The organism is Streptomyces sp. NPDC058683 (assembly GCF_042716195.1).
Lineage (GTDB): Bacteria > Actinomycetota > Actinomycetes > Streptomycetales > Streptomycetaceae > Streptomyces.
Window position 1 is genome coordinate 61,210 of sequence record NZ_JBHXSK010000006.1, and the last position, 25,415, is coordinate 86,624.

Genomic DNA, 25,415 nt, shown 5'->3' on the forward strand with positions numbered 1-25,415 from the left:
GTGGGCTCTGGCACCGGAGGCCGGTGTCTCTGACTGCCTTCGATCGCCTCTGTAACCCGGCCTGGCAGGTCACAGCCGGTTCGGCCTCAGTAAGCCCAGGTCGGAGAGGTGCGTCGGTGGTACCGGCAGTCCCAGGAAGAAGGGTCTTCTGGCTGACCGGGCGGCCGGGGCGCAGGCTGGACGCATGACGACAACACTGATCACCGGGGCCAACAAGGGCATCGGCTACGAAACCGCCCGCCAGCTCATCGCCGCAGGTCACACCGTGTACATCGGAGCCCGGGACGCCGAGCGCGGCCGCCGGGCCGCCGAGGAACTGGGCGCCCGGTTCGTCCTCCTCGACGTCACCGACGACGTCACCGTCGACGCCGCGGCCAAGACGATCGAGGCCGACGGCGGACTCGACGTCCTGATCAACAACGCCGGGATCGAGACCCGGACCGCGGACAACAGCGTGCCCACCGCCGAGACCGTGACCGCCGACCAGATGCGGAACACCTTCGAGACCAACGTCTTCGGTGTGGTCCGCGTCCTGCACGCCTTCCTGCCGCTGCTGCGGCGCTCGGCGGCACCGGTCGTGGTCAACGTCAGCAGCGGTCTGGCCTCGCTGACGGCCCTCTCCGACCCCGATCACCCCGCCCACTTCTACCCGGGCATCGCGTACCCGACCTCCAAGACCGCCGTGAACATGCTCACCGTGCAGTTCGCGAAGGCGTTCCCGGCCATGCGGATCAACTCCGTCGAGCCCGGCTTCACCAAGACCGACCTGAACGGCAACACGGGCACGCAGACCGTGGCGGAGGGCGCCGAGATCATCGTCCGGATGGCGCAGCTCGGCCCGGACGGACCGACCGGCGGCTACTTCGACGTCAACGGTCCGCTGTCCTGGTGAGTCACAGCTGAACCAGCCGGGGCGCGGTGCCCTGCGTGCGCACCAGCGCCCCGGCTTCGCGGGTCAGCTCCCGCGCGCTGCCCAGCAGGCCGTCCAGGACGACGGCCCGGCGGACGTGCCGGTGCAGCGGGTGCTCGGCGGTGAACCCGATCCCGCCCAGCACCTGCTGGCAGTGCCGGGCCGCGGTCAGCGCCGCCTGCCCGGCCGCCGCCTTCGCCAGCAGTGCGCCGAGATCGTCCTCGGCCGCCGTGAGGGCGGCCTCGGCGCCCTCCAGCGCCACCAGGGTCTCCGCGAGCCGGTGCCGTACCGCCTGGAAGGCGGCCAGCGGCCGGCCGAACTGGACGCGGTCCAGGGCATGCCCCCGGGCGAGCGCCAGCATGGCGTGGCCGGTGCCGAGCAGCCACCAGCCGACCGCCCGCCGGCCGGCGGCGAGGGGCACGGGAGCACCGGTGGCCACCGGCCGCAGGGGCAGCTCCTCGTCCAGTCCGGCACCCGTCCCCGAACCGCCGTACTCCCACACCACCCACCGGCCACCCGCGTACGGCAGGGTCGCCGCGCCCACCACATCGGTCAGCACCGAGGCATGCGCGCCCGTCTCGCCCAGCAGCCGGAACACCGTCGCGACGGCCACCCCCGGGAACTCGGCCAGCAGTGCGGGCCAGCCCAGCTCGGTCAGTGCCGCGTCCAGGGCCGGGCCCGGGGCGGTGACCGTCATCGTCTTGCGGAGCGTCTTCGACAGCAGTTCCAGTTCGGCGGGGTCCATGCTCACTCTCTCCCCAGGTCGAGCAGCCGGCGGGCGATGATGTTGCGCTGGATTTCGGCGGTGCCGCCGTAGAGGGTGGCCGCCTTCGCGTAGAGGTACTCCGACCGCCAGGGCGTCCCGGTCAGCTCCAGGACGCCGGGCAGCAAGTCCCGTACCGTCTCGAAGAGTTGTTGTTCGGCGGTGGCCAGCAGCACCTTGTCGACCGAGGTCTCCGGGCCGAGCCGGGTGCCCTGCGCGAGCCGGCGCTGGGTCGCGTGGGAGCGGCAGCGGACGGTGTGCAGGGCGAGATAGGCGGCGCCGAGAGCCGCGTCGTCCGGGGTGCCGGTCTCGGCGACCAGGCGGTCCAGGCGGGTGTAGAGATGCGCGATGCGGTGCCAGAAGCAGGTGGAGCGCTCGTGCGGGAGCAGGTCCATCGCGAGCCGCCAGCCGTCGCCGGGGCGGCCCAGCATGCGGTCGGCGGGCACGGCCACGTCGTCGAGGAAGACCTCGGCGAACTCGTCGACGCCGTGCATCGTGCGCAGCGGCCGGACGGTGATGCCGGGGGTGTCCATGTCGACGAAGAAAGCGGTGATGCCCCCGTGGCCGGGGGCGGTGCGGGTGAGCAGGACACAGCGGGCCGCGTACTGGGCGAGACTCGTCCACACCTTCTGCCCGTTGACCACCCACCTGCCGTCGTCCCGCCGCACCGCCTTCGTGGTCAGGGAGGCCAGGTCGCTGCCCGAGCCCGGCTCGGAGAAGCCCTGGCACCACTGCTCCCGGCCGCTCAGCAGTAACGGGACCATGGCGGCGGCCAGTTCGGGACGGGCGTAGGCGACGAGGGTCGGGGTGAGGACCTCGACCATCGACCAGATGCCCGGCTCGGCCAGGCCCCGGGTGGCGACCTCCTCGCCGAGCACCGCCCGCAGGACCGCGGGTCCGCCGAGGCCGCCCACCTCCGCCGGCCAGCCGTACCGCATCCAGCCCGCGTCGAACAGGGCCCGGCGCACCCGCGCCAGCTGGGCGACCTGGGCGTCGAAGGAGCTGTCGGAGCCGGGGGAGAGGTCGTGCTCGTCCAGCCAGCTCCGCAGGGCGGTGCGGAACTCCGCCGTCGTGGTGGCGCCGGTGAAGGCGAAGGCGTTCATACGGCCGGGCGTTCGAAGGCGTGCGGGCGTCCCGAGTCGTGGGCGCCGCTGCGGCGGATGAAGGTCATCGCCCGGGTGCGCAGCCGCCAGCCCCCGGCGGTGCGGGTGTACGTGTCGTCGTAGTAGCCGATGCGCATCTCGTGCGTGGCGTGGTCGACGAAGCACAGCGGCTGGGTGCCGGTCGCCGTGTCGCCGTCCAGTTCGACGAGGGGCGTACCGGTGAGGAACAGCCCCTTGGGGGCCGCCGCGACCAGTGCCGGGAAGTCGGCGAGGGGATAGGTGTCGCCGAAGGCGCTGTAGCTGCCGTCGGGGGTGAAGACCGCGAGCAGCCCGTCGATGTCGCCGCGGGTGATGGTCACGGCGTACCGGGCGAGCAGCTGCTGGATCGCCACGAGGTCGGCGGTGGTGTCGTCAGCGGTCACGGGCCCGCCTCCTTTCCGCACGCTCGCGCGCGTCGTGTTCGGGCCGGATGCCGAAGGTGTTGAAGGCCATCGCCATGAGGGCGTACGTCCCCACGGTGAACACCAGGTCCATCAGCTGGTGTTCGTCCAGGTGTGCCGCGAGCGCGGCCCAGGTGCCGTCCGTGACGTCGGAGTTCTCGTCGAGTTCGTCGACGGCGGCGAGCACCGCGCTCTCCAGCGGGTCCGCCGCCTTGCCCTGGCCGGCGGCCTCGATCTCGCTCTCGGTCAGACCGCACTGCCGGGCCGCGTGGAAGTGGTGGGTCCACTCGTAGGCGCAGTCGTGGCGCCTGGCGATCCGCAGGACGACCAGCTCGCGCAGGCGGTCCGGCAGCGTCGAGCCGACCAGGAGGTAGGTGCTGTAGGGGAGGAAGGCCGCGGTCAGGTCGGGGTGCCGGACGAGTGTGGACATGGCGTTGCCGGCCGCCGCGGCGTTGCGCATGCGCCGGGGAAGGAGTGCGGCGAGCACCTCGCGGGTCCGGTCGTCCCACTGGTCGTCGGGCAGCGGAGGCAGGCGAGGCGGCATGCAAGCTCCCTGAACAGTAGCGAGAATGGGATTCTCGATTTCGAGTCCCAGATTTTCACCTGGGTCGCGGTGGCGTCAACCGTCATGCCTGGAGCCTGCCGAAGTCCCGGCCTCGGCAGGCTGAATCCGCCCCGTGCGCTGACCGGGCGTGATTCCTCCCGCTCCCGTGTGAATGCCCAATTCTCCTGTGCGGATGGTTGCTTCTCCTCTACTGAGAAGCTACTTTCCACCGCAGGCAGGGCCGTGGCAAGCAGGACCTGTGACACCCAGAAGAGATGGGGAGCCGTGAGTCTTTTCCATGAGGGCCGGCTGTTGATCGACGGGCGTCTCGTACAGGCGGGACGCAGTTTCGAGACCGTCGATCCGTCCACCGGGAAGGTGCTGGGGACGGCCTCCGACGCGGACGCCGAGCATGTCGGGGCCGCCGTGGCGGCCGCCCGCCGGGCGTTCGACACCACCGACTGGATGCGCGACCGCGACCTGCGGCTGCGCTGCCTGCGCAGCCTGTACCACGCGCTGCACGCGCACCGCGAGGAGCTGCGCGACCTGACCATCGCCGAGGTGGGCGCACCCCGCTCGCTCACCCACGGGCCCCAGCTCGACGAGCCGATCGAGATGGTCAAGTACTACGCCGACCTGCTCGAACGCTACCCGTTCCGCGAGGAGCTGCCCGTCCTGGAGAGCCGGGGACGGCACCACCGCCGCTGGATCGAGAAGGAGGCCGCCGGAGTCGTCGCGGCCATCCTGCCGTACAACTTCCCCAACCAGCTGGCCCTCGCCAAGCTCGCCCCCGCGCTCGCCGCCGGCTGCACGGTCGTACTGAAAGGCGCACCGGACACCCCGTGGACGACCCTCGCGCTCGGCCGGATCATCGCCGAGGAGACCGGCATCCCCGCGGGCGTCGTCAACGTCCTGACCTCGTCCGGCCCCGAGACCGGTGAGCTGCTCACCACCCACCCCGGCATCGACATGATCACCTTCACCGGGTCGACCCCGGTCGGAAAGGCGATCATGGCCGCCGCCTCCACCACCCTGAAGCGGGTGTTCCTGGAACTCGGCGGCAAGTCCGCGATGATCGTGCTCGACGACGCCGACCTCGCCGCCGCCGCGACGTTCGCCGCCTTCACCATCTGCTCGCACTCCGGCCAGGGCTGCGCGCTCACCTCACGCCTGCTGGTCCCGCGCGAGAAGCACGACGAGACGGTGGACCTCGTCGCCGCCATGCTCGGCAAGGTCAGGTACGGCGACCCGGCCGACCCCAAGACCCATATGGGCCCCCTGATCAGTGAGAAACAGCGGGCCAAGGTGCACGGCATGGTCGAGCGGGCCGTCGCCGCCGGGGCCCGCCTGGTGACCGGCGGCCGGCCCGCCGAACGGGAGGGCTTCTTCTACGAGCCCACCCTGCTCGCCGGCGTCGACCCGGCCGCCGAGATCGCCCAGGAGGAGGTCTTCGGACCGGTGCTCGCCGTCATCGCCTACGACGACGAGGACCACGCCGTCCGGATCGCCAACGACTCGGTGTACGGCCTGTCCGGTGCGGTGATCGGCGCCGACGACGAGCGGGCGACCGCGGTCGCCCGGCGGATCCGCAGCGGCACCTTCAGCATCAACGGCGGCAACTACTTCGCCGCCGACGCCCCGTTCGGCGGGTTCAAGCAGTCCGGGATCGGCCGGGAGATGGGCGTCGCGGGCCTTGAGGAGTTCCTCGAACTCAAGACCTTCGCCGTGCCGGCCGGCTGACCGACGGCACACGGCAGTCCGGGGAACACCACCGAGGAGGAACCCCGTGAGAGTCCAGGCAATCCCCGCCGCCCTGGCGGCGGCCACGCTGCTCGCCGTCGCCGGCTGCGGCGGACACGACAGCGCCGGTACGGCCGGCGACGGCGACGCGACCCCCACCAAGGCCGCCCAGCAGGCCACGAGCGGCGACTTCGGAGACCTGAAGGACGTCTGCGGACCGGGCGACGCGAAGAGCGCGCCCGCCCAGGGCGTCACCGCCGACACCATCGACGTGGGCGTCTTCTCCGACGTCGGCTTCACCAAGAACTCCGAATTCGTCGACACCGCCAAGGTGTTCACCTCCTGGTGCAACGCGGCCGGCGGCATCGACGGCCGCAAGCTCGTCGCCACCACCCGCGACTCCCGGCTCACCGAGGTGCGCCAGCGGATGCTGGAGGCCTGCAAGGACGACTTCGCGCTCGTCGGCGGCGGCGCGGCACTGGACGCCCTCGGGGTCCAGGACCGGCTGAAGTGCCTGCTCCCCGACTTCCCGGCCCAGGTGAGCCAGGTCCAGAACGTCGGCTCGGACCTCCAGCTCAACGAGACCGGCGGGGCGTCGTACGGCCGCTACGCCGGCTACTACGACTGGCTGCTGAAGCAGGCCTATCCGAAGTCGGCTACCGCCGTCGGCACCATCGCCGGCGACGCGCCGGTGACCAAGGTCCTCAACGCCGAGACCGGGGAGATGCTCGAGGCGGCCGGCGGGAAGATCACCTACCAGGACCTCTACCCGGCCGCCGGTGTCTCGGACTGGACCCCCTACGCCCAGTCCATCAAGAGCAAGGGCGTCAAGGGCCTCGTCTTCAACGGGGACTTCGCGAGCCTGGCCAAGCTGGAACAGATCCTGACCGGCATGGACTACAAGCTAGACTGGATCGACGCCAACAACAACGCCTACGGACCCGCGTTCCTGCAACTGGCCGGCACCTCCCTCGACCACCAGAACAACTTCGCCGACCTCAGCGGTGTCCACCCGCTGGAGAAGGCGGCCGACAACCCCGCGACCGGTCAACTGGTCGCCCTGTTCGAGAAGTACGCCCCGAAGGCGCACATCACCCTGCCCGGCGTACGCGGCTTCGCCGCCTGGCTGCTGTTCGCCAAGGCCGCCTCCTCCTGCGGTGACGCCCTCACCCGCACCTGCGTCTACCAGGCCGCCACCAAGGAGACCTCCTGGACGGGCGGCGGCCTGCTCGCCCCGGTCGACCTGTCGAAGAAGGACGCCCCGCTGACCTGCTTCAACATCGAGAAGGCCACCTCCAAGGGCTGGCAGCCGGCCGACTTCGAGCCCGACGACGGCGCCTACCGCTGCAACGCGCCCGCCTACGAGTACAAGGGCGACTACGGCAAGCCCCTCACCCTCGCCGACGTCGGCAAGAGCATGAGCGATGTGAAGTAGATGGAGCAGTTCCTGACCTTCGGGATCGTCGGCCTGAGCACCGCCGCCGTCTACGCGGTGATCGGCAGCGGCCTGGTCCTCACCTACGTCACCACCGGCGTGTTCAACTTCGCGCACGGGGCGGCGGGCATGCTGGCGGCGTTCTGCTACTGGCAGTTCACCATCGGCTGGGGCTGGCCGGTCCCGGTCGCGCTGGCCGTGGTCCTGCTGGTGCTCGCCCCCGCGTTCGGCCTCGCCGTCGAACGGGTCCTGATGCGGCCCGTGCAACGGCTCGGCGAGGCCGAACGCCTGGTGATGACGCTGGCGCTGCTCAGCGGTGCCATCGCCGCCGCCCGCTGGATCTGGGACCCCAACGTGCCCCGCCCCCTGTCGGTGTTCTTCGCCGGCAGGCGGCCCTTCCACCTCGGTCCGGCCACCGTCACCTGGCACCAGGCCATCACCATGGCCGTCGCGGTGGCGGTCGCCGTCGGACTGTGGTTCCTGCTCACCCGCACCCGCACCGGTGCCGAGATGCGCGCCACCGTCGACGACCGAGCCCTGGTCCGGCTCACCGGCGCCGACCCGGTCCGCGCCGGCCGGGTCGCCTGGATCCTCGGTACCCAGCTCGCCGCGATCGGCGGCATCCTCATCGCCCCGACCGTCGCCCTGGACGCCTCCCAGCTCTCCCTGCTGATCGTCAGCGCCTACACCGCCGCCGTCTTCGGCAGGCTGCGCAGCCTGCCCCTCACCTTCGCCGGCGCGGTCGTCGTCGGCTGCCTGGAGAGCTACCTCACCGGCTACCTCCCCCAGAACCCCTACCTGCCCGGACTGCGCCTGGCCGCCCCGGCCCTGCTGCTCTTCCTCGCCCTGCTCCTCTTCCGCCACCCGCGCCTGCGCCACCGCGACCGGCGCCTGGTCCAGGTCCCGGCGCCCGGCCTGCGCGGTACGGCCGTCTTCGCCGCCTCGACCGTCGCGTTCGGGGTGGTCCTGGCCACGGTCCTGGACGAGGCCGACCTCGTCACCTACGGGCCGGTCTTCTCCCTCGGCATCGTCGCCCTGTCGTACGTCCCGCTCGCCGGGTACGCCGGCCAGATCTCCCTGTGCCAGCTGAGCCTGGCCGGTATCGGCGCAGTCGTCTGGGGGCACCTCGGCGCCCACGGGGAGTGGTGGGCGCTGGCCGCCGCGATCGCCGTGTCCGGGGCCGTCGGGGCGCTGATCGCCGTACCCGCGCTGCGCTTCTCCGGCGTGTATCTGGCCCTGGGGACGGCGGCGGTGGCGGTGGTCCTGGACCGCTGGATCTTCACCCTGCCGTCCTTCCACGTGTTCGGGGCGCGTATCTCGCTGTTCGACCAAGGCTCGGTCGACATGAGCGGGCCCGACCTGTTCGGCCTGCACCTGGACTCCGCCGCCGACCTGACGGTCCTCGCCGCGGTCTGCCTGGGCCTCGCCTCGCTCGCCGTCGCCCGGCTGCGCCGCAGCGGATTCGGCCGACGCCTGATCGCGCTGCGGGACAGCGAGGCCGCGTACGCCACGCTCGGCGGCAACCTCCTGGTGACCAAGGTGGCGGTGTTCGCGCTGTCGGCCGGTATCGCGGGCCTCGGCGGCGCCCTCTACGGCATGCAGCAACGGGCCGTCACCGCCGAGCAGTTCAACCTCGTCGCCGGGCTGCCGATCTTCCTCGTCGCCGTCATCGGCGGCCTCGGCGCGGTCGGCAACGGCCTCTTCGCGGGCACCGCCTACATCGGGCCGAACATCCTGATCGGCGCGGCCTCGTGGACCCAGAACGTCGTCGCGCTGCTGCCCGCCCTCGCGGGCATGGGGCTCGGCCACAGCCCCGGGGGACTCGTCGCCCGCCTCCGGCGCTCCTGGGAGCCGCTCGGCCGGGACCTGGTCGCCCTGCCCGTCCTGCTGGCCGCCCTGGCCCTGGGCTGGGTGCTGCGGCTGACCCACGCGATCGGCGACTGGACGTTCCTGGCCGGTTCCCTGGTGCTGGCGCTCGCCCTGCGCGGCTGGGCCGCCGCGCGCAAGGCTCCGCAGGCCGTGCCGGACGTGCCGGTCGAGTGGTGGGGCGTACGACGGCCCTGGCGGCCCCAGGACGGGGAGGTGCTGGCCCGTGCCACTGCTGGACGTTAGCGGCGTCATCGTCGCCTTCGGCGGCAACCGCGCCCTGGACGGCGTCGGCATGAGCGCCGACCGGGGCCGGATCACCGGCCTCATCGGGCCCAACGGGGCCGGGAAGAGCACCCTGTTCGACGTGGTGTCCGGACTGCGCCGGCCCTCGACGGGCAGGGTCGCCCTCGGCGGCCGGGACGTCACCCGCCTCGGACCCGCCCGCCGCTGCCGGCACGGACTGGCCCGCACCTTCCAACGCCTCGAACTCTTCGGCCGGTTGAGCGTCCGCGACAACCTCCTCGTCGCCGCCGAACTCGGCCCCGAGCGCCGGCGCGCCGCACGGCTGACCGAGGACCTCCTCGACCGGCTCGGCCTGACCGGCGTCGCCGACACCTGTGCCGACAACCTCCCCACCGGCGTCGCCCGCCTGGTCGAGGTCGGCCGCGCCCTGGCCGTACGCCCCGCACTCCTGCTCCTCGACGAGCCCGCCGCCGGGCAGGACGGCGAGGAGACCGAACGGTTCGCCGCGCTGCTGCGCTCGCTCGCCGCCGACGGCACCGCGGTGGTCCTGGTCGAGCACGACATGGGGCTGGTCATGGGGGTGTGCGACGAGGTGTACGTCCTCGACCTCGGCAAGGTCATCGCCGTAGGACCGCCCGAGGTGATCCGGAACGACGAGACGGTGCTCGCGGCCTACCTGGGGGACGTGTGAACGCTCTGCTCGAACTGCGTGCCGTACGCGCCGCCCACGAGGGCATCACCGTCCTGCACGGCGTCGACCTGAGCGTCGGCGCCGGACAGGTCGTCGCGCTGCTAGGACCCAACGGGGCGGGAAAGACGACCACCTTGCACGTCGCCGCCGGACTCCATAGGCCGCGGTCCGGCCAACTCCGGTTCGGCGGACGGGACATGACCGGCGCCGACCCCCGCGACCTGGCCCGGGCCGGGGTCTGCCTCATACCCGAGGGACGCGGAGTCTTCCCCAGCCTCTCCGTCCGCGACAACCTGCTGATGATGACCTTCACCGGCCGCACCCGCGAGGAGATCCAGGAGACCGCCTACGCCCGCTTCCCGGTCCTGGGAAAGCGCGCGGGCCAGGCGGCGGGCACGCTCTCCGGCGGCGAGCAGCAGATGCTCGCCCTCGCCCGGGGGCTGACCACCGACCCGGCCGTACTGCTCCTCGACGAACTCTCCATGGGGCTCGCCCCGTTGGTCGTCTCCCGGCTCTACGAACAGGTCGCCGAGATCGCCCGGCAGGGCGTCGCGGTCCTGGTCGTCGAGCAGTTCGCGGCGGCCGTCCTCGGCATCGCCGACCATGCCGCCGTCCTCGTGCGCGGCCGCATCGAACGCCAGGGCCGCCCCGACGGCGGGCTGCGCGACGAACTGTCCGCCCTCTACCTGGGGAGTTCCGCATGACATCCACCGAGCCGCAGCCGGCCGCGCGCGCGGACCGGTTCGTCCGCGAACTGGCCGACCTCAGGATCCCCGACCCGGCCGCCGCCCGAGCGGGCCTGTGGCTGCGCCTCGGCGTCGCTCTCATGACCGTCGGCCTGGTCCTCGCGGCGTCGGCGTACTTCGTTGCGCACAACACCCAGAACCAACTCGACCAGAACGACGCCCTCGCCCTCGGCCTCGGCGGCATCGCGGGCACGGTCGTCGGCGCCGCACTGTTCCTGCGGTACTCGCTCACCGGCTTCCTGCGGTTCTGGATGGCCCGCCAGTCCTACGACCTCGCCGTGCTCGCCGACCGCCTGTGTGCGGTGCCGTCCCGGGGGACAACCCCCGGACCCTCGGCCGGAAAGGACCCCAGCCATGACCTCACCAGCTCCGACGCCGCGCCCCGGTGACCAGCTCGCCAGCACGGTGTGCACCACCCGGGTCGTCGTGGTCCGCGCCCGAGCCGACCGGCGGCCGGCTCTGACCTGCGGCGGCGCCCCCATGGTCGCCGCCGCCACTGCACCGCCCCCGCCCGCCACGGGCGGTGACCCGGTCACCCTCCTCGGCAAGCGCTACGTCGACGCCGACGACACCCTCGAACTGCTCTGCACCCACCCCGGCACCGGCGAACTCGCCTGCGACGGCGTCCCCATGACCCTCAAGGCCGCCAAGCCCCTCCCCGCCTCGGACTGAACCGCACACCTGCGAAAGGGACCTCGCATGAACAAGGACGACCTGATTCTCATCAGCGTCGACGACCACGTCATCGAGCCGCCGGACGTCTTCGTCAACCACCTGCCGAAGCGGTATCTGGACGACGCGCCCAAGCTCGTCCACCGCGAGGACGGCAGCGACGTCTGGCAGTTCCGGGACAACACGGTCGGCAACGCCGCTCTCAACGCGGTCGCGGGACGCCCCAAGGAGGAGTACGGCCTGGATCCGCAGGGCATGGACGAGATCCGGCCCGGCTGCTACGACGTCCACGAACGCGTCAAGGACATGAACGCCGGCGGCGTGCTCGCCCAGATGAACTTCCCGTCCTTCCCCGGCTTCTCGGCCCGCATGTTCGCCACCGAGGACTCCGACTTCTCCCTCGCGCTGGTACGGGCGTACAACGACTGGCACATCGACGAGTGGTGCGGCTCCTACCCGGGGCGCTTCATCCCGATGGCCCTGCCCGCCATCTGGGACGCCGAACTGTGCGCCGGCGAGCTGCGCCGGGTCGCCGCCAAGGGCTGCCACTCGATGACCTTCCCGGAGAACCCGGCCGCGCTCGGCTACCCGAGCTTCCACGACCCCTACTGGAACCCGGTGTGGCAGGCCGCCTGCGACACCGGCACCGTCCTGTCGGTGCACATCGGCTCCTCCGGCCGCCTCGCCATCCCGGCGGTCGACTCACCGCCGGACGTGATGATCACCCTCCAGCCGATCAACCTCGTCCAGGCCGCCGCCGACCTGCTGTGGTCGCGGGCCCTCAAGGACTTCCCCGGCCTCAGGATCGCCCTGTCCGAGGGCGGCACCGGCTGGATCCCCTACTTCCTGGAGCGCGTCGACCGCACCTTCGAGATGCACGCCGCCTGGACCCTCCAGGACTTCGGCGGCAAGCTGCCCTCCGAGGTCTTCCGCGAGCACTTCCTGACCTGCTTCATCACCGACCGGCTCGGCGTGAAGCTGCGGCACGAGATCGGCATCGACAACATCTGCTGGGAGGGCGACTACCCGCACAGCGACTCCCTGTGGCCCGACGCCCCCGAGCAACTGCACGGCGTCCTCGCCGAGTTCGACGTCCCGGACGCGGACACCGTGAAGATCACCCACGAGAACGCGATGCGTTGGTACTCCTTCGACCCCTTCGCGCACATCCCGCGCGACCAGGCCACGGTCGGGGCCCTGCGCAAGGCCGCCGAGGGGCACGACGTCAGCATCCGGGCCCGCAGCCGCCAGCTCAAGGAGCCGGTCGACAAGCTGGAGGCCTTCCGCGCCCGGGCCCGCGCGGCCGTAGCGGCGGCGAGCAGGTAGTGGGCCACGACAACGCGCTGTTCGACCTGACGGGACGCGCGGCGCTGGTCACCGGAGCCGCGGGCGGCATCGGCGCCGCCGTCGCCCACGCGCTCGCCCGGGCCGGCGCTGCCGTCCTCGTCACCGACGTCGACGCGGCCGCCGCCGCGTCCGTCGCCGGGAAGATCACGGCGGCCGGGGGTACGGCCGACAGCGCGCCCCTCGACGTACGCGACCGGTCCGCCGCCGAGGCCGCCGTCACCCGGGCCGCCGCCCTCGCCCACGGCATCCTGCACATCCTCGTCAACAACGCCGGCGTCACCGCGCCGGCCATGTTCGCCGACCTCGACGAGGACACCTTCCGCCGGCTGCTCGACATCCACGTCCTGGGCACCTTCACCTGCTCCCAGGCCGCCCTCCCGTACCTGCCCACCGACGGCACCGGACGCATCGTCAACGTCACCTCCTCGGCGGGCCTGACCGGCACCCTCGGCCAGGTCAACTACTCGGCCGCCAAGGCAGCGGTCATCGGCATGACCAAGTCGCTCGCCCGGGAGCTGGCCAGGAAACAGATCAAGGTCAACGCCCTGGCCCCGCTCGCCGCCACCCCCATGACGGAGACCATCCGCACCGACGAGAAGTTCGCCGCCGCCATGCTCGCCCGTATCCCGCTCGGCCGCTGGGCCGAACCCGAGGAGGTCGCCGGTGCCTTCGTCTTCCTCGCCTCGGACGCGGCCTCCTTCGTCACCGGCCAGGTCCTGCCGGTCGACGGCGGCCTGGTGATCTGATGGCATCCGCCGGTGATCCGACGGCTGCCGGCCCCCTTGCCGGAGTGACGGTGGTGGCCCTGGAACAGGCCGTCTCCGCACCCCTGTGCACCCGCGTCCTCGGCGACCTCGGCGCCCGGGTGATCAAGGTGGAGAACCCGGAAGGCGGCGACTCCGCCCGCCACATCGACGACGTGGTCGGCGGCCTCGCGGCGCACTTCGTCTGGGCCAACCGGGGCAAGCAGTCCATCGCCCTCGACCTCAAGTCCGAGGCCGGGATGGCGATTCTGCACCGCCTCCTGGACCGCGCCGACGTGCTGGTCTCCAACCTCGCGCCGGGCACCACGGCCAAGCTCGGCCTCGCCCCCGACGACCTGGCCACCCGGCACCCCGACCTGATCGCGGCGGAGATCGACGGCTACGGACCCGGCGGCCCGCTGTCCCACAAACGCGCCTACGACCTTCTCGTGCAGGCCGAGTCCGGGGTCTGCGCCATCACCGGCCACCCCGGCGCCCCGGCCAAACCGGGACCGCCCATCGCGGACGCGAGCACCGGACTGTACACGGCGCTGTCGATCATGGCGCTGCTGTACGCCCGCGAGCGCCGGGGCGGACGCGGCGGCGCCGTCGCGGTGAGCATGTTCGACACCATGACCGAGCTGATGGGCTACCCGCTCACCTACACCCGGCACGCGGGCGGCTGGCAGCAGCCGCTCGGCATGAGCTCGCCCGCGGTCGCCCCGTACGGCGCCTACCGCACCGCCGACGGACACACGGTCGTCCTCGGCACCACCAACGACCGCGAATGGCAGCGCCTGGCAGGGGAGTTGCTCGAACGCCCGGACCTGGCGGCCGACGACCGGCTCAGGACCAACTCCGGCCGGGTCCACCACCGCGACCTCCTCGACGCCGAGATCGGCGCCTGGTGCGCCCGGCACGACCTGACGGACGTCCAGCGACGCGCCGACGAAGCCGGCATCGGCAACTCCCGCTACAACACCCCGGACGACGTCCTCCACCACCCCCACCTCGCGGCCCGCGGCCGCTGGCGCCACATCGACACCCCCGCCGGACCCGTACCGGCGCTGCTGCCGCCCCCGGTCATCGCCGGCTACGACCCCCCGATGGGCGCCGTCCCCGCCCTGGGCGAGCACACGGGCCAGGTCCTCGCGGAACTCGGCCTCCCAGAGACGGAGTCGAGGGCCGACGCATGACCGGGCCCGCCCTGTTCAACCAGCTCGGCCGCGCCGTCGGGCTGCAGACCATCCGCGACGGCGGCGGCACGGCCGCCGCCACGCTCGTCGAACTCTTCTCCTGACCAGGAGGTTTCGGTGCGCCGAGAGATCTTCACCGCCGACCACGAGGACTTCCGCGCCCTCGTCAGGGAGTTCGTGGCCAAGGAGGTGGTCCCGGACTACGCCTCCTGGGAGCGGGTCGGCCGCCTGCCCCGCGAGATCTTCGAACAGCTCGGCTCGCTGGGCGTGCTGGGCATGGCCGTCCCGGAGGAGTACGGCGGCTCGGGCCTCGCCGACTACCGCTACAACGTCGTCCTCCAGGAAGAGGCCTCCCGGGCCCTGGTCACCCTGGGCACGGTACGCACCCAACTCGACGTCATCCTGCCGTACTTCCTCGCCTACGCCGACACGGCACAGCGGCGCCGCTGGTTCCCCGGGCTGGCCGCCGGCCGGCTGCTGACCGCCGTCGCCATGACCGAGCCCGGCACCGGTTCCGACCTGGCCGGCATCCGCACCACGGCCGTACGCGACGGCGACACCTATGTCCTCAACGGCGCCAAGACCTTCATCACCGGCGGGCTGCTCGCCGACCTGGTGATCGTGGTCGCCCGCACGGCGGACGACCCCGCCGACCGGCGCGCCGGCCTGACGCTGCTGGTGGTGGAGGACGGCATGCCCGGATTCACGCGGGGGCGGGTCCTCGACAAGATGGGCATCAAGGTCCAGGACACCGTCGAGCTGGCCTTCACCGACGTACGGGTCCCGGTGGCCAACCGGTTGGGCCAGGAGGGGGCTGCCTTCGGCTATCTGGGCCACAACCTGCCGCAGGAGCGGATGACGGTCGCGGTCGGCTCGGTCGCGCAGGCGCGGGCCGCGCTGGAGACGACCATCGAGTACGTCAAGGAGCGCGAGGTCTTCGGCAGGGCGGTGGCGTCCTTCCAGAACACCAAGTTCGAACTCGCCGCGGTGGCCGCCGAGATCGAGGCCGCGCAGGCCCTGCTGGACCGCGCTGTCCTGGATCTGGTGGACGGGGAACTGTCCGGTGCGGACGCGGCCAAGGTGAAGCTCTTCTGCACCGAGGTGCAGGCCCGAGCCGTCGACCGCTGCCTGCAACTGTTCGGCGGCTACGGCTATATGACGGAGTATCCGATCGCCCGGCTGTACGCGGACGCCCGGATCACCCGGATCTACGCCGGCACCAGCGAGGTCATGAAGGTGATCATCGCGAAGTCGCTGGGACTGTGAGCGGGAATGCGTGAGCGCCGCGGCCCACGCGAGGGCCGCGGCGCCCGCGCGCGGCTCAGCGTCCGTACGCCGTCGTCTCCGCCAGGTCGGCCGCGGACCTCATCAGCTCCAGCACCATCGGCCCGAACGCCTGCAGCTTCTCGTTGTCACCGGCCCGTTGGAAGCCCTGTTCCAGCACGATGGCCAGCTTCCACTGGGCGAGGACGTCGTAGTAGTCCATGTCGTCGACCTGACGGCCGGAGACGTCCGCGTAGTGCTGGATCAGCTGCTCGCGCGACGGCATGCCGGACAGGTCGACATAGGACGCGGTGGCCGCCTCGGGGGCACCGGTGTCCTCCGGCCAGCCGCGCAGCATCCAGGCGAGGTCGAGCTTGGGGTCGCCGACGGTGCCCATCTCCCAGTCGACGACGGCGGCGAGCCGGGCCGGGGCGCCGTGGCGGTACATCACGTTGGCGAACTGGTAGTCGCCGTGCATCAGCCCCGGAACGTAGTCGAGGGGTTCATGGCTGCGCAGCCAGGCCGAGGCGGCCTCGAAGCCGGGCAGCTCGCGGCCCTTGGCGCGCTCCAGGTAGCGGGTCCAGCGGTCGACCTGGCGCTCGTGGAAGCCGTCGGGGCGGCCGAGGTCGTGCAGCCCCTTCGCCCGCCAGTCCACGCGGCCCAGCAGGGCCGCCCCTTCGGCGAGCTGGTACGCCAGCCCGGCCCGCGCGGTGAGGTCGGCGTCGAAGGGCGCCGGCCAGGTGCGGGCGCTCATCGGGGACCAGCCGTCGACGAACTCCATCAGATAGAAGGTGCGGCCCAGGACGGCGGCGTCCGTGCAGACCGCGATCGCCTCGGTGTGCGGGACGTCCGTGCCGTTCAGCGCCTCCGTGATCCGCCACTCCCGCAGGATCCCCTCGTCACGGGCGGCCGGCGCGGTGGGCGGCGGGATCCGCAGGGCGCAGTGCAGTTCGCCGCGCCGGATCTCGTAGATCTCGTTCTGTGCGCCGCCCGAGACGTACCGGTGCTCGACCGGCTCGCCCTTGCCCGGCAGGCCGGACGCGTCCAGCCAGCCCGCCAGCCGCTCGACGTCGATCATCGGGCCTCCGCCCCGGGCTCCAGGAACTCCGCGTACTTGGCACGGGCCGCGGCCAGCCGTTTGGGCAGGTAGCCGCTCGGCCAGAGGTCGTCGCTCGCCCGGTGGTCCCGCAGCACCTGCCGGGCGACCGTCACCTTGTGCACCTCGGTCGGCCCGTCCGCGATGCCCAGCACACTCGCGCCCAGCAGCATCCGGAACAGCGGCATGTCACCGCTCACCCCGAGGGCGCCGTGCACCTGGATCGCGCGGTGCGCGATGTCGTGCAGCACACCCGGCAGCAGCACCTTGACCATGGCGATGTCCTTGCGGACCTTGCGGTAGTCGTTGTACTTGTCGATCTTCCAGGCGGTGTGCAGCACCGTCAGCCGGAACTGCTGGAGCTGCGCCCACGAGTCGGCTATGTGCCCCTGCACGAACTGCTTGTCCGCGAGGACCGTGCCCTGGGTGTGCCGGCTCAGCGCACGCTCGCACATCATGTCGAACGCCTTGCCCGCGAGCCCGATCGTGCGCATCGCGTGATGGATCCGCCCGCCGCCGAGCCGGGTCTGCGCGATCACGAACGCCTGCCCCTCGCCGCCGAGCAGCGCGTCCGCCGGCACCCGTACGTCCTCGTAGTGCACCAGTGCGTGAGAACCGCGTTCTTCGGGCTCGCCGGCCAGCGCCACGTTCCGCTCGATGACGATGCCGGGCGTCTGAGCCGGGATCAGGAACATCGACATGCTCTTGTACGGGTCCCCGTCCGGGTCCGTCACGGCCATCACGATGAAGAAGGCGGCCGTCCTGGCGTTGGACGAGAAGTACTTCCAGCCGTTCACGACCCACGCGTCATCTTCCCGCACCGCCCGTGTGGTGAACTCCTTGGGATCGGCGCCGGCCTGGGGCTCCGTCATCGAGTAGCAGGAGAAGATCTCCCCGTCGAGCAGCGGGCGCAGATAGCGCTCCTGCTGCGCCTCGGTGCCGTAGTGGGCGAGGATCTCCGCGTTGCCCGTGTCCGGGGCCTGGCAGCCGAAGACGATCGGGGCCCAGGAGGAGCGGCCCAGGATCTCGTTGAGCAGGCAGAGCCTGACCTGGCCGTGGCCCGCACCGCCCAGTTCGGGGCCGAGGTGGGTCGCCCACAGTCCGTGCGCGCGGACCTCCTTCTTGAGGGGGTCGAGGACCCGGCGGAGGGTGTCGTCGGGCGGCGTGAACTGCAGGCCGTCCCACAGGAGATCGAGGGGCTCGACCTCCTCCCGCACGAACTGGTCCGCCCAGTCCAGCTGGGCCTGGTAGTCCGGCTCGGTCTCGAAGTCCCACGGCATTGTGTCTCCTTCCGGCGACTGCCAGAATAACGTTCTCGCGAAAGAGAACGCAATTACCCATGCATGGAACGAGAGTTCTGAAACGGTCACCCCCCGAGGGAGCGTACGGATGAAGGCGACCGATCAGTTCCACGTCGGCCTCGTCGTCGACGACATCGCGGCGGCCGCGGCCGAGCTGTCGGCGCTCTTCGGCCACCAGTGGTGCGAGGAGCTCGGCGCGCCGGCCAGGGTGAGCCTGCCCGGCGGGGACGCGGTCCTCGATCTGCGGTCGACGTACTCGATGTCCCTGCCCCGGCTGGAGCTCGTCCGGAGCATCCCGGGCTCCCTGTGGCAGCCGGTCGTCGGCTCCGGTGTCCACCACCTCGGCTACTGGTCCGACGACCTGGCCGCCGACTCCGCCGAACTGGCCCGGCACGGCTACGCCTCCGAGGCCGTCGGCCGGCGCCCGGACGGCACCCCGTACTGGGCGTTCCACCGCGGCGCCACCGGCCCGCGCATCGAGCTGGTCACCCGTGCGTTGCAGCCGGTCCTGGAGCAGTACTGGACGACCGGCAGAAGGCCGTCGTGACGACGGGCCCGTCCGGCACCGCGTTCCTTGCCGTCAGCTCACGGTGATCGCGTGCTCGGGGCACAGGGCGGCGGCCGAGCGCACCGCGTCCTCGTGCTCCACGGGGACCTCGGGCACGTCCACCACGGCGTAGCCGTCGTCGCCGAGGTCGAACACCTCCGGGCAGAGCGAGCAGCACACCCCGTGCCCGCGGCAGCGGTCGTCGTCCACGGTGACCTTCATCGGGCCGGGCTCCACTCCAGGTTCAGACGGGTGAGGCCACGGAGGATGAAGGTCGGCACGTACTGGTAGCGGCGGGCGTCGGCCGGGCCGTGCACCCGCTCGGCGATCCTGATGTCGGACGTGCGGTCCAGCAGCCGTTCCAGGGTCACCCGGGCCTCCGCGCGGGCCAGCGGCGCGCCCGGGCAGGTGTGGACGCCGCGGCCGAACGCGAGGTGGCGGCGGACGTTGGGACGGCCGGCGTCGAAGGTCTCCGGGGCCTCGAACTGGCGCGGGTCGCGGTTCGCGGCGGAGTTGAGCACCATCAGCGTGGTCCCGGCCGGGACGTCGACCCCGCCCACCGTGGTCGCCACCCGCGACAGCCGGAAGTCGCCCTTCACCGGACTCTCCGACCGCAGCGTCTCCTCGACGAAGTTCGGGATGCGGTCCCGCTCGCTGCGCAACAGCTCCTGCAGCTCCGGGCGTTCGGCGAGTACCTTGAGCGCCGAGCCGAGCAGCCGGACGGTGGTCTCCTGGCCGGCCGCGAAGAGGTTGGCGGCGACCCGGACGACGTCGATGACCTCCGGCGTCGACCCGTCCGGGAAGGTCGCGGTCGCCAGCCCCGTGAGCACGTCCTCGCGCGGCTCGCGCCGCCGCTCCTCGATGTACGTCGTGAAGCGGCCGTAGAGGAACTCCAGCGGCGAGTGGTGCAGCGTGTCGTCTCCCGTGCTGCCGACGCCGCCCCCGTCCTGCGGCCGGCGCTGGAGCCGGTCCATGAACTCCTGCCGGTCCTCCTCCGGCACACCGAGCAGGTCGGCGATGACGAGGAGGGTGAACGGTCCGGCGAACCCGCCGATGAACTCCCCCTCGCCCGGCGCGAGATACGCGTCTAGCAGGCCGTCGGCCAGGTGCCACATGGACGCCTCGTTCTCCTTGAGGCGCTTCGGCGTGATCAGCCGCATCAGCAGGGCGCGGTGGTCGGTGTGCGCCGGCGGGTCCATGGTCGGCAGCTGGTCGCTCATCGGCAGCGCGTCCCGGTGCCGCTCGATCAGCCCGCTCACGTCGTCGCCCTCCAGCGGGACCGGGAACCCGGGGAACGGGCCGGTGACCGAGATGCAGGAGGAGAAGGTGCCGCTGTCGTTGTAGACCTGCAACGCCTCGTCGTACCCGGTCACCATCATCACGTCGTGGTGGGTCTCACGGTGGACGGGGCACTGTCCGCGCAGGGCGTCGAAGTACGGGTAGGGGTCCGCGACGAGCCTCTCGTCCCGGAAGAAATCGATCGCCTCGAAGTCGTTCACGGTCTGTTCGGCTCCCTTTCGGCCGGCACCCTGACGATCGGGCACGGTAGCACAGTTCTCCATTTGCTGGAATGCTGGACGCGATGGTGGAGAGTCGCATTCTCGGTTCTCGGTCGAGTTCAGGGAGACCCATGGAAGAGGCAGACGAGGTGCGCGGCGACCGCGGCCTCCTGGTCCAGGCGGTGACGGCCGCCCTGGGCCGCATCGAGGAGTTCCGCGTCCGGGCCGGCACCGCACTCCGCACCGGAGTCACCGGCGCCGAGGCCGACGAACCGCTGTTCCGGGTCGCCGCCTGCTGCGGAGTGCCCGCGGGCGGCGCGGCCCGGCGGGTCGTGAAGAACGTCCGTGCGGGACGGGAGACGGGGGAGTGAGCGCCGGGAACGTCGGGTTCGTCGGCCTCGGCAACATGGGCAGTGTCCTGGCCGGGAACCTCGTGGGAGCGGGGTGCACGGTCCTGACACATGACGCGCTCGGTCCGCGCCGGTCGCCCGACGGCGCCGAGTACGTCCCCGACGTGGCCGAAGTGGCCCGCCGCGCGGACGTGCTGGTGCTGAGCCTGCCCGACGGGGCCGCGTCCGAGCAGGTCGCCCGCGAGATCCTGGCGGCGTCCGGGCGCCGGGTCCGGTACGTCGTCGACACGTCCACCGTCGGCCCGGCCGCCGCCCGTACCGTCGCCGGGCTCCTGGCCGGCGGCGAGGTCGGCTACGTCGACGCCCCGGTGTCCGGCGGGGTCGCCGGGGCCCGGGCCCGCACCCTCACCGTCATGTACGCCGGGGACGACGAGGCGTGTTCGGGTGTCGAGGGGGTGCTGGCCGGACTGAGCGACCGCCGCCGGCGGGTCGGCGACCGCCCCGGCATGGCCCAGGCACTGAAGCTCGCCAACAACTTCCTGTCCGCGACCACCCTCGCCGCGACCAGCGAGGCCGTCGCCTTCGGTCTCGCCGCCGGACTCGACATGGCCACCATGCTCGACGCGCTCAACGGCTCCAGCGGCCGGAGCGCGGCCACCAGCGACAAGTTCCCGGCCCACGTCCTCACCGGCCGCTACGCCGCCGGCTTCACCAACTCCCTGATGGACAAGGACGTACGGCTGTATCTGGGCGCGGTCGGTGAGCAGGGCGGCCCGGCCGCGATCGGGGCGGCGACCGGGGCGGTGTGGGCGCGGTTCGCCGAGACCGAGCCCGGGGCCGACTTCACCCGGATCTTCCCCTTCGTGGACGGGACCTGACGGACCGGTCGGCACGGCCGCCCCGGCCTGCGGCCAGGCCCCCCTCGGGCTCCGCCCCCGGACCCCGGCCTCCTGGCGGGCGGCTGGCTTGACGGCCCAACTCCGGCGAGAATAGCATTCTCGTTCGGAGAGACTGAGATTATCGTGAGCCCCCTCCGTACAAGCGACTGGAGGACCAGACCCCATGGCGCACTTCAAGAAGCCCGAGGCGGGCAGCTGGACGGCACACCTGAAGATCGACACGGAGCCGGTGTCGTACGAGGACTCGATCTCGCCCGCGCACTACGAGCTGGAGCGGGAGGCCATCTTCAGGCGCACCTGGCTGAACGTCGGTCGGATCGAGCAACTCCCCAAGCGCGGCAGCTACTTCACCAAGGAGCTGGACGCGGCGGGCACCTCGGTCATCGTGGTGCGTGGCATGGACGACGAAGTGCGCGCCTTCCACAACGTGTGCCGGCACCGCGGCAACAAGCTCGTGTGGAACGACTTCCCGCGCGAGGAGACCAGCGGGGTCTGCCGTCAGTTCACCTGCAAGTACCACGCCTGGCGCTACGACCTCGAAGGCAGACTGTCCTTCGTCCAGCAGGAGCAGGAGTTCTTCGACCTGGACAAGTCGCGCTACGGACTCAAGGGCGTGCGGACGGATGTCTGGGAGGGGTTCGTCTTCGTCAACCTCGATCCCGAGAACACCACCGAACTGCGCGAGTTCCTGGGCGAGTTCGCCAAGGGCATCGAGGGCTACCCGTTCCACAAGATGACCCAGGCGCACAGGTACCGGGCCGAGATCGGCGCCAACTGGAAGCTGTTCATCGACGCGTTCGCCGAGTTCTACCACGCGCCGATCCTGCACGCCGGCCAGTACGTGTCCGAGGAGGCCCGCAAGATCCAGAAGTACGGGTACGAGGCGCTGCACTACGACATCGACGGCCCGCACAGCATGGTCTCCTCCTGGGGAGGCATCGCCCCGCCGCACGACCGCACGATGGTCAAGCCCATCGAAGGCGCGCTGCGCAGCGGCCTGTTCGGGCCCTGGGAGGCGCCCGACATCGGCCTGACGACCGAGCAGCTCCCGCCGGCCGTCAACCCCACCCGGGACCCGCGCTGGGGCATGGACTCGTTCGTCTTCTTCCCCAACTTCATGCTGCTGATCTGGCGGCCGAACTGGGTGCTGACCTACCACTACTGGCCGACCTCGTACAACACGCACATCTTCGAGGCGACCTGCTACTTCGTCCCGCCGGAGAACGCCTTCCAGCGGCTCCAGCAGGAACTGGCCGTCGTCTCCTTCAAGGAGTACGGACTCCAGGACGGCAACACCCTGGAGGCGACCCAGACCATGCTGGAGTCGCGTGCGGTGGGGGAGTTCCCGCTCAACGACCAGGAGGTGCTGCTGCGCCATCTGCACGGCACCGCCCGGCAGTACGTCCGCGAGTACCAGCAGCGCACCTCCGGCGCCCCGGCCGCGAGCTGACCCGAGGAGACCGAACGATGGCCACCGTCCTTCCCCCCGAGTTCGCCGCGCTGGAACCCTTCGCAGACTGGGCGGTTCCCACCGAGAAGGCCCGTTACGCCAAGCGGATCGCCAGCACCATGGACGAGCTGGACGCTTTCTACGCCGCCGCGTACCCGCTGCTCGCCTCCGGCACGGAGTACCTGCGGAACGTCTCCATGACGGACATCTCCGAGGCGGACAAGCACCTGCTGTGGCTGTTCTGCGCCCTGGTGACCGTCGCCTTCTCGGTCGAGGCCTGGCGCCGGCCCAAGGTGCCCGACACGGGCGCGGCGAGCATCGACGCCGTCGTCGAACCGGCGGTGTGAGCCGGATGCGAGCCGTTCGCGCGGTCCGTGCCGTCCGTGTCGCCCGTGCCGTCCGCGTCGTCCGTGCCGTCCGCGTCGTCCGCGTCGTCCGCGTCGTCCGCGTCGTCCGCGTCGAGGGGGGCGCCTGATGCCCAGGCCGCGCGCTCCGCAACCCCCCGTCCGACTCCGTGCCGCCCGCATGCTCGACGTCGACAAGGGCGAACTGGCCGAGCCGGGCGACCTGTTGATCGAGGGCGAGCACATCACCGCGGTCGGCCCGGCGACGATCCCGGCGGACACCGTCGTCCTCGACCTCGGGGACGTCACCCTCCTGCCCGGCCTGATGGACATGGAGGTCAACCTCTTCCTCGGCGGCCCCGACCACCGCAGCCCCCTCATCCCGGTCCAGGAGGACCCGGCGGTGCGTACCCTGCGCGCGGTCGCCAACGCGCGCCGTACCCTCCGGCACGGCTGGACGACCGTCCGCAACCTCGGTCTGTTCGTGCAGACCGGAGGCGTGCTCCTCGATGTCGCGCTGAAGAAGGCGATCGACCTCGGCTGGGTCGACGGCCCGCGGATCGTGCCCGCCGGCCACGCCGTCGCGCCCACCGGCGGGCATCTCGACCCCACCATGTTCCAGGCGTTCGCCCCCGGCGTGCTGCCGCTCACCGTCGAGGAGGGCATCGCCAACGGCGTCGCGGAGGTCCGCAAGGCGGTCCGGTACCAGCTCAAGTACGGCGCCCGGGTCATCAAGGTGTGCGCCTCCAACGGCGTCATGTCGCACACCGGGCCGGCCGGCGCCCAGCAGTACTCGGACGAGGAACTGCGGGCCGCCGTCGACGAGGCGCACCGGGCGGGGGTGAAGGTCGCGGCGCACTGCATGGGCGACACCGCGATCCGGGCCGCCGTCGAGGCCGGCATCGACTGCATCGAGCACGGCTTCCTCGCGAGCGACGCCACCCTCGACCTGATGGCGGAACGCGGCACCTTCCTGGTCGCGACCACCTGTCTCACCGAGGCCATGGACACCTCCCAGGCCGATCCGGAACTGAGGGCCAAGGCCGCCGAGGTCTTCCCGCGCGCCCGCGAGTCCACCGCTCGGGCGATCCGGCGCGGGGTGAAGGTCACCGTCGGCACCGACGCGCCCGCCATCCCGCACGGCCGGGGCGCCCGGGAACTGCTCGCCCTGGTCGACCGGGGCATGAGCCCGCTGGACGCGCTGCGCGCCGCCACCGTCGTCGCCGCCGACCTGATCGCCGCCGATGACCGGGGCCGCCTCGAACCCGGCCTGCTGGCCGACGTGATCGCCGTCCCCGGCGACCCGCTGACGGACATCGGGGTGACCCAGGACGTGCGGTTCGTGATGAAGGGCGGCCAGGTGTACCGGAACGAGGGCGTCGAACAGTAGAAGGGCCGGGGGGACGGGAGGGCGGCGACTCCGACCGGAGCCGCCGCCCTCCCGTATGCCGTACGGCGGTCAGACCTTCCGCGTGATCCCGCCGTCGACCCGGACGATCGCACCGGTCGTGAAACTGGACGCGGCACTGGCGAAGTGAAGCGCCAGGGGCGCCACGTCGTCCGGCTGCCCGAGCCGGCCCAGCGGCACGAAGGACGGGTCGAAGTCCTCCGCCGCCCACTCCTTGTGGGCGTCGGTGAGCACCGGCCCCGGGAGAATGGCGTTCACCCGGACCTTCGGGGCGTACGCCTCCGCGAGCCCCACCGTGAGCGCGTTGAGTCCCGCTTTGGCGCAGGCGTACGGCAGTTCGTGGACGCTCGCCATCAGCGAGCCGGCCGTACCGATGTTGACGATCGAGCCGCCGCCGTGGTCCGCCATGTGCTTCGCCGCGAGGACCGCCAGCCGGAAGGGGCCCTTCAGATTCACGGCGAGGGTCTTGTCGTACAGATCCTCGCCGACAGCGTCGAGACTCTCGTACGGGGGTGACATCCCGGCGTTGTTGACGAGCACGTGGAGGCCGCCCAACTGCTCCACCGTCTCGGCGACCAGCCGCTCGCAGTCGTCCCAGCGGCCCACATGGCAGGCGATCCCGACGGCCCGCCGTCCGGTCGACGCCCGTACCTCCGCGGCGACCGCCCGGCACACCTCACCCTTCCGGGAGGCGATCACCACGTCGGCGCCGGCCTCCGCCAGCATGCGCACGATGGCCCGCCCGATACCGCGCGAACCGCCGGTGACCACGGCCACCTTGCCCGTCAGATCATGAAGCTCCGCGAAGGACGTCAC

The 25,415-nt window shown here is 71.7% G+C and carries 28 protein-coding genes; 19 read left to right on the forward strand and 9 right to left on the reverse strand.

Features of this window, described 5'->3' with window-relative positions; translation table 11 throughout:
- The first annotated feature begins 184 nt into the window (after positions 1-184).
- Positions 185-892: an SDR family oxidoreductase gene (locus ACFWXC_RS08425; protein ID WP_384475050.1), complete on the forward strand. Its 708-nt coding sequence runs from the start codon at positions 185-187 to the stop codon at positions 890-892.
- Position 893: 1 nt separating this feature from the next.
- Here the strand turns inward: ACFWXC_RS08425 and ACFWXC_RS08430 are convergent, their stop codons facing one another.
- Genes ACFWXC_RS08430 through ACFWXC_RS08445 form a run of 4 tightly spaced genes read right to left on the reverse strand, consistent with a single transcriptional unit; the run spans position 894 to position 3,760 of the window.
- The gene (locus ACFWXC_RS08430) at positions 894-1,655 is read right to left on the reverse strand and encodes an acyl-CoA dehydrogenase family protein (RefSeq protein ID WP_384475053.1); all 762 of its coding nucleotides are present in this window, start codon (positions 1,653-1,655) and stop codon (positions 894-896) included.
- A 2-nt stretch (positions 1,656-1,657) separates the two neighbouring features.
- A complete protein-coding gene (locus tag ACFWXC_RS08435; RefSeq protein ID WP_384475056.1) occupies positions 1,658-2,776 on the reverse strand; it encodes an acyl-CoA dehydrogenase family protein in 1,119 nt (372 codons plus the stop codon).
- On the reverse strand, positions 2,773-3,198 hold the full coding sequence (locus tag ACFWXC_RS08440) for a nuclear transport factor 2 family protein (RefSeq protein ID WP_384475059.1): 426 nt from the start codon (positions 3,196-3,198) through the stop codon (positions 2,773-2,775). Before ACFWXC_RS08440 ends, ACFWXC_RS08435 begins: the two co-directional genes overlap by 4 nt.
- Positions 3,188-3,760: a carboxymuconolactone decarboxylase family protein gene (locus ACFWXC_RS08445; RefSeq protein ID WP_384475062.1), complete on the reverse strand. Its 573-nt coding sequence runs from the start codon at positions 3,758-3,760 to the stop codon at positions 3,188-3,190. The genes ACFWXC_RS08440 and ACFWXC_RS08445 overlap by 11 nt, the downstream gene beginning before the upstream one ends.
- Positions 3,761-4,045: 285 nt before the next feature.
- On the opposite strand from ACFWXC_RS08445, the gene ACFWXC_RS08450 reads away from it, so the two are divergent.
- The 11 genes from ACFWXC_RS08450 (at position 4,046) to ACFWXC_RS08500 (ending at position 15,708) form a co-directional block, all read left to right on the forward strand.
- On the forward strand, positions 4,046-5,500 hold the full coding sequence (locus ACFWXC_RS08450; RefSeq protein WP_384475065.1) for an aldehyde dehydrogenase family protein: 1,455 nt from the start codon (positions 4,046-4,048) through the stop codon (positions 5,498-5,500).
- A gap of 46 nt (positions 5,501-5,546) precedes the next feature.
- Complete coding sequence (locus ACFWXC_RS08455; RefSeq protein WP_384475068.1) at positions 5,547-6,935, forward strand: ABC transporter substrate-binding protein; 1,389 nt, start codon at positions 5,547-5,549, stop codon at positions 6,933-6,935.
- Positions 6,936-9,047: an ABC transporter permease gene (locus ACFWXC_RS08460; protein ID WP_384475071.1), complete on the forward strand. Its 2,112-nt coding sequence runs from the start codon at positions 6,936-6,938 to the stop codon at positions 9,045-9,047.
- Complete coding sequence (locus ACFWXC_RS08465; protein ID WP_384475074.1) at positions 9,028-9,738, forward strand: ABC transporter ATP-binding protein; 711 nt, start codon at positions 9,028-9,030, stop codon at positions 9,736-9,738. Before ACFWXC_RS08460 ends, ACFWXC_RS08465 begins: the two co-directional genes overlap by 20 nt.
- Positions 9,735-10,442 carry an ABC transporter ATP-binding protein gene (locus ACFWXC_RS08470; RefSeq protein WP_384475077.1) on the forward strand — a complete coding sequence of 236 codons (708 nt, stop codon included), beginning with the start codon at positions 9,735-9,737 and terminating at the stop codon, positions 10,440-10,442. Before ACFWXC_RS08465 ends, ACFWXC_RS08470 begins: the two co-directional genes overlap by 4 nt.
- Entirely contained in the window at positions 10,439-10,873 is a 435-nt protein-coding gene (locus ACFWXC_RS08475; protein ID WP_384475080.1) for a hypothetical protein, read from the forward strand. The genes ACFWXC_RS08470 and ACFWXC_RS08475 overlap by 4 nt, the downstream gene beginning before the upstream one ends.
- Complete coding sequence (locus ACFWXC_RS08480; RefSeq protein ID WP_384475083.1) at positions 10,839-11,156, forward strand: hypothetical protein; 318 nt, start codon at positions 10,839-10,841, stop codon at positions 11,154-11,156. Before ACFWXC_RS08475 ends, ACFWXC_RS08480 begins: the two co-directional genes overlap by 35 nt.
- A gap of 27 nt (positions 11,157-11,183) precedes the next feature.
- Entirely contained in the window at positions 11,184-12,482 is a 1,299-nt protein-coding gene (locus tag ACFWXC_RS08485; RefSeq protein ID WP_384475086.1) for an amidohydrolase family protein, read from the forward strand.
- Complete coding sequence (locus tag ACFWXC_RS08490) at positions 12,482-13,249, forward strand: SDR family NAD(P)-dependent oxidoreductase (protein ID WP_384475089.1); 768 nt, start codon at positions 12,482-12,484, stop codon at positions 13,247-13,249. Before ACFWXC_RS08485 ends, ACFWXC_RS08490 begins: the two co-directional genes overlap by 1 nt.
- Entirely contained in the window at positions 13,249-14,442 is a 1,194-nt protein-coding gene (locus ACFWXC_RS08495) for a CaiB/BaiF CoA transferase family protein (protein ID WP_384475092.1), read from the forward strand. The genes ACFWXC_RS08490 and ACFWXC_RS08495 overlap by 1 nt, the downstream gene beginning before the upstream one ends.
- Positions 14,443-14,559: 117 nt before the next feature.
- Entirely contained in the window at positions 14,560-15,708 is a 1,149-nt protein-coding gene (locus ACFWXC_RS08500) for an acyl-CoA dehydrogenase family protein (RefSeq protein WP_384475095.1), read from the forward strand.
- 55 nt (positions 15,709-15,763) lie between these two features.
- On the opposite strand, the gene ACFWXC_RS08505 is transcribed toward ACFWXC_RS08500, so the two are convergent.
- Complete coding sequence (locus ACFWXC_RS08505; RefSeq protein WP_384475097.1) at positions 15,764-16,783, reverse strand: phosphotransferase family protein; 1,020 nt, start codon at positions 16,781-16,783, stop codon at positions 15,764-15,766.
- Complete coding sequence (locus ACFWXC_RS08510; protein ID WP_384475100.1) at positions 16,780-18,081, reverse strand: acyl-CoA dehydrogenase family protein; 1,302 nt, start codon at positions 18,079-18,081, stop codon at positions 16,780-16,782. The genes ACFWXC_RS08505 and ACFWXC_RS08510 overlap by 4 nt, the downstream gene beginning before the upstream one ends.
- A gap of 109 nt (positions 18,082-18,190) precedes the next feature.
- On the opposite strand from ACFWXC_RS08510, the gene ACFWXC_RS08515 reads away from it, so the two are divergent.
- The gene (locus ACFWXC_RS08515; protein WP_384475103.1) at positions 18,191-18,649 is read left to right on the forward strand and encodes a VOC family protein; all 459 of its coding nucleotides are present in this window, start codon (positions 18,191-18,193) and stop codon (positions 18,647-18,649) included.
- 33 nt (positions 18,650-18,682) lie between these two features.
- Here ACFWXC_RS08515 and ACFWXC_RS08520 read toward each other — a convergent pair whose 3' ends face one another.
- Positions 18,683-18,871: a ferredoxin gene (locus tag ACFWXC_RS08520; RefSeq protein WP_384475106.1), complete on the reverse strand. Its 189-nt coding sequence runs from the start codon at positions 18,869-18,871 to the stop codon at positions 18,683-18,685.
- Positions 18,868-20,148, reverse strand: coding sequence for a cytochrome P450 (locus tag ACFWXC_RS08525; protein ID WP_384475109.1), 1,281 nt, complete (start codon positions 20,146-20,148; stop codon positions 18,868-18,870). The genes ACFWXC_RS08520 and ACFWXC_RS08525 overlap by 4 nt, the downstream gene beginning before the upstream one ends.
- Positions 20,149-20,279: 131 nt before the next feature.
- Between ACFWXC_RS08525 and ACFWXC_RS08530 the strand changes: the two genes are divergently transcribed.
- The 6 genes from ACFWXC_RS08530 (at position 20,280) to ACFWXC_RS08555 (ending at position 24,581) form a co-directional block, all read left to right on the forward strand.
- The gene (locus ACFWXC_RS08530) at positions 20,280-20,519 is read left to right on the forward strand and encodes a hypothetical protein (RefSeq protein ID WP_384475112.1); all 240 of its coding nucleotides are present in this window, start codon (positions 20,280-20,282) and stop codon (positions 20,517-20,519) included.
- Complete coding sequence (locus ACFWXC_RS08535; RefSeq protein WP_384475115.1) at positions 20,516-21,376, forward strand: NAD(P)-dependent oxidoreductase; 861 nt, start codon at positions 20,516-20,518, stop codon at positions 21,374-21,376. Before ACFWXC_RS08530 ends, ACFWXC_RS08535 begins: the two co-directional genes overlap by 4 nt.
- 184 nt (positions 21,377-21,560) lie before the next feature.
- Positions 21,561-22,847: an SRPBCC family protein gene (locus ACFWXC_RS08540; RefSeq protein WP_384475118.1), complete on the forward strand. Its 1,287-nt coding sequence runs from the start codon at positions 21,561-21,563 to the stop codon at positions 22,845-22,847.
- A gap of 17 nt (positions 22,848-22,864) precedes the next feature.
- Positions 22,865-23,194 carry a hypothetical protein gene (locus tag ACFWXC_RS08545; RefSeq protein WP_384475121.1) on the forward strand — a complete coding sequence of 110 codons (330 nt, stop codon included), beginning with the start codon at positions 22,865-22,867 and terminating at the stop codon, positions 23,192-23,194.
- 5 nt (positions 23,195-23,199) lie between these two features.
- Positions 23,200-23,322: a hypothetical protein gene (locus ACFWXC_RS08550; RefSeq protein WP_384475124.1), complete on the forward strand. Its 123-nt coding sequence runs from the start codon at positions 23,200-23,202 to the stop codon at positions 23,320-23,322.
- Between the two features lie 50 nt (positions 23,323-23,372).
- Positions 23,373-24,581, forward strand: a complete 1,209-nt coding sequence (locus ACFWXC_RS08555) for an amidohydrolase family protein (RefSeq protein ID WP_384475127.1) — start codon at positions 23,373-23,375, stop codon at positions 24,579-24,581.
- Positions 24,582-24,650: 69 nt separating this feature from the next.
- Here ACFWXC_RS08555 and ACFWXC_RS08560 read toward each other — a convergent pair whose 3' ends face one another.
- A complete protein-coding gene (locus tag ACFWXC_RS08560; protein ID WP_384475130.1) occupies positions 24,651-25,415 on the reverse strand; it encodes an SDR family NAD(P)-dependent oxidoreductase in 765 nt (254 codons plus the stop codon).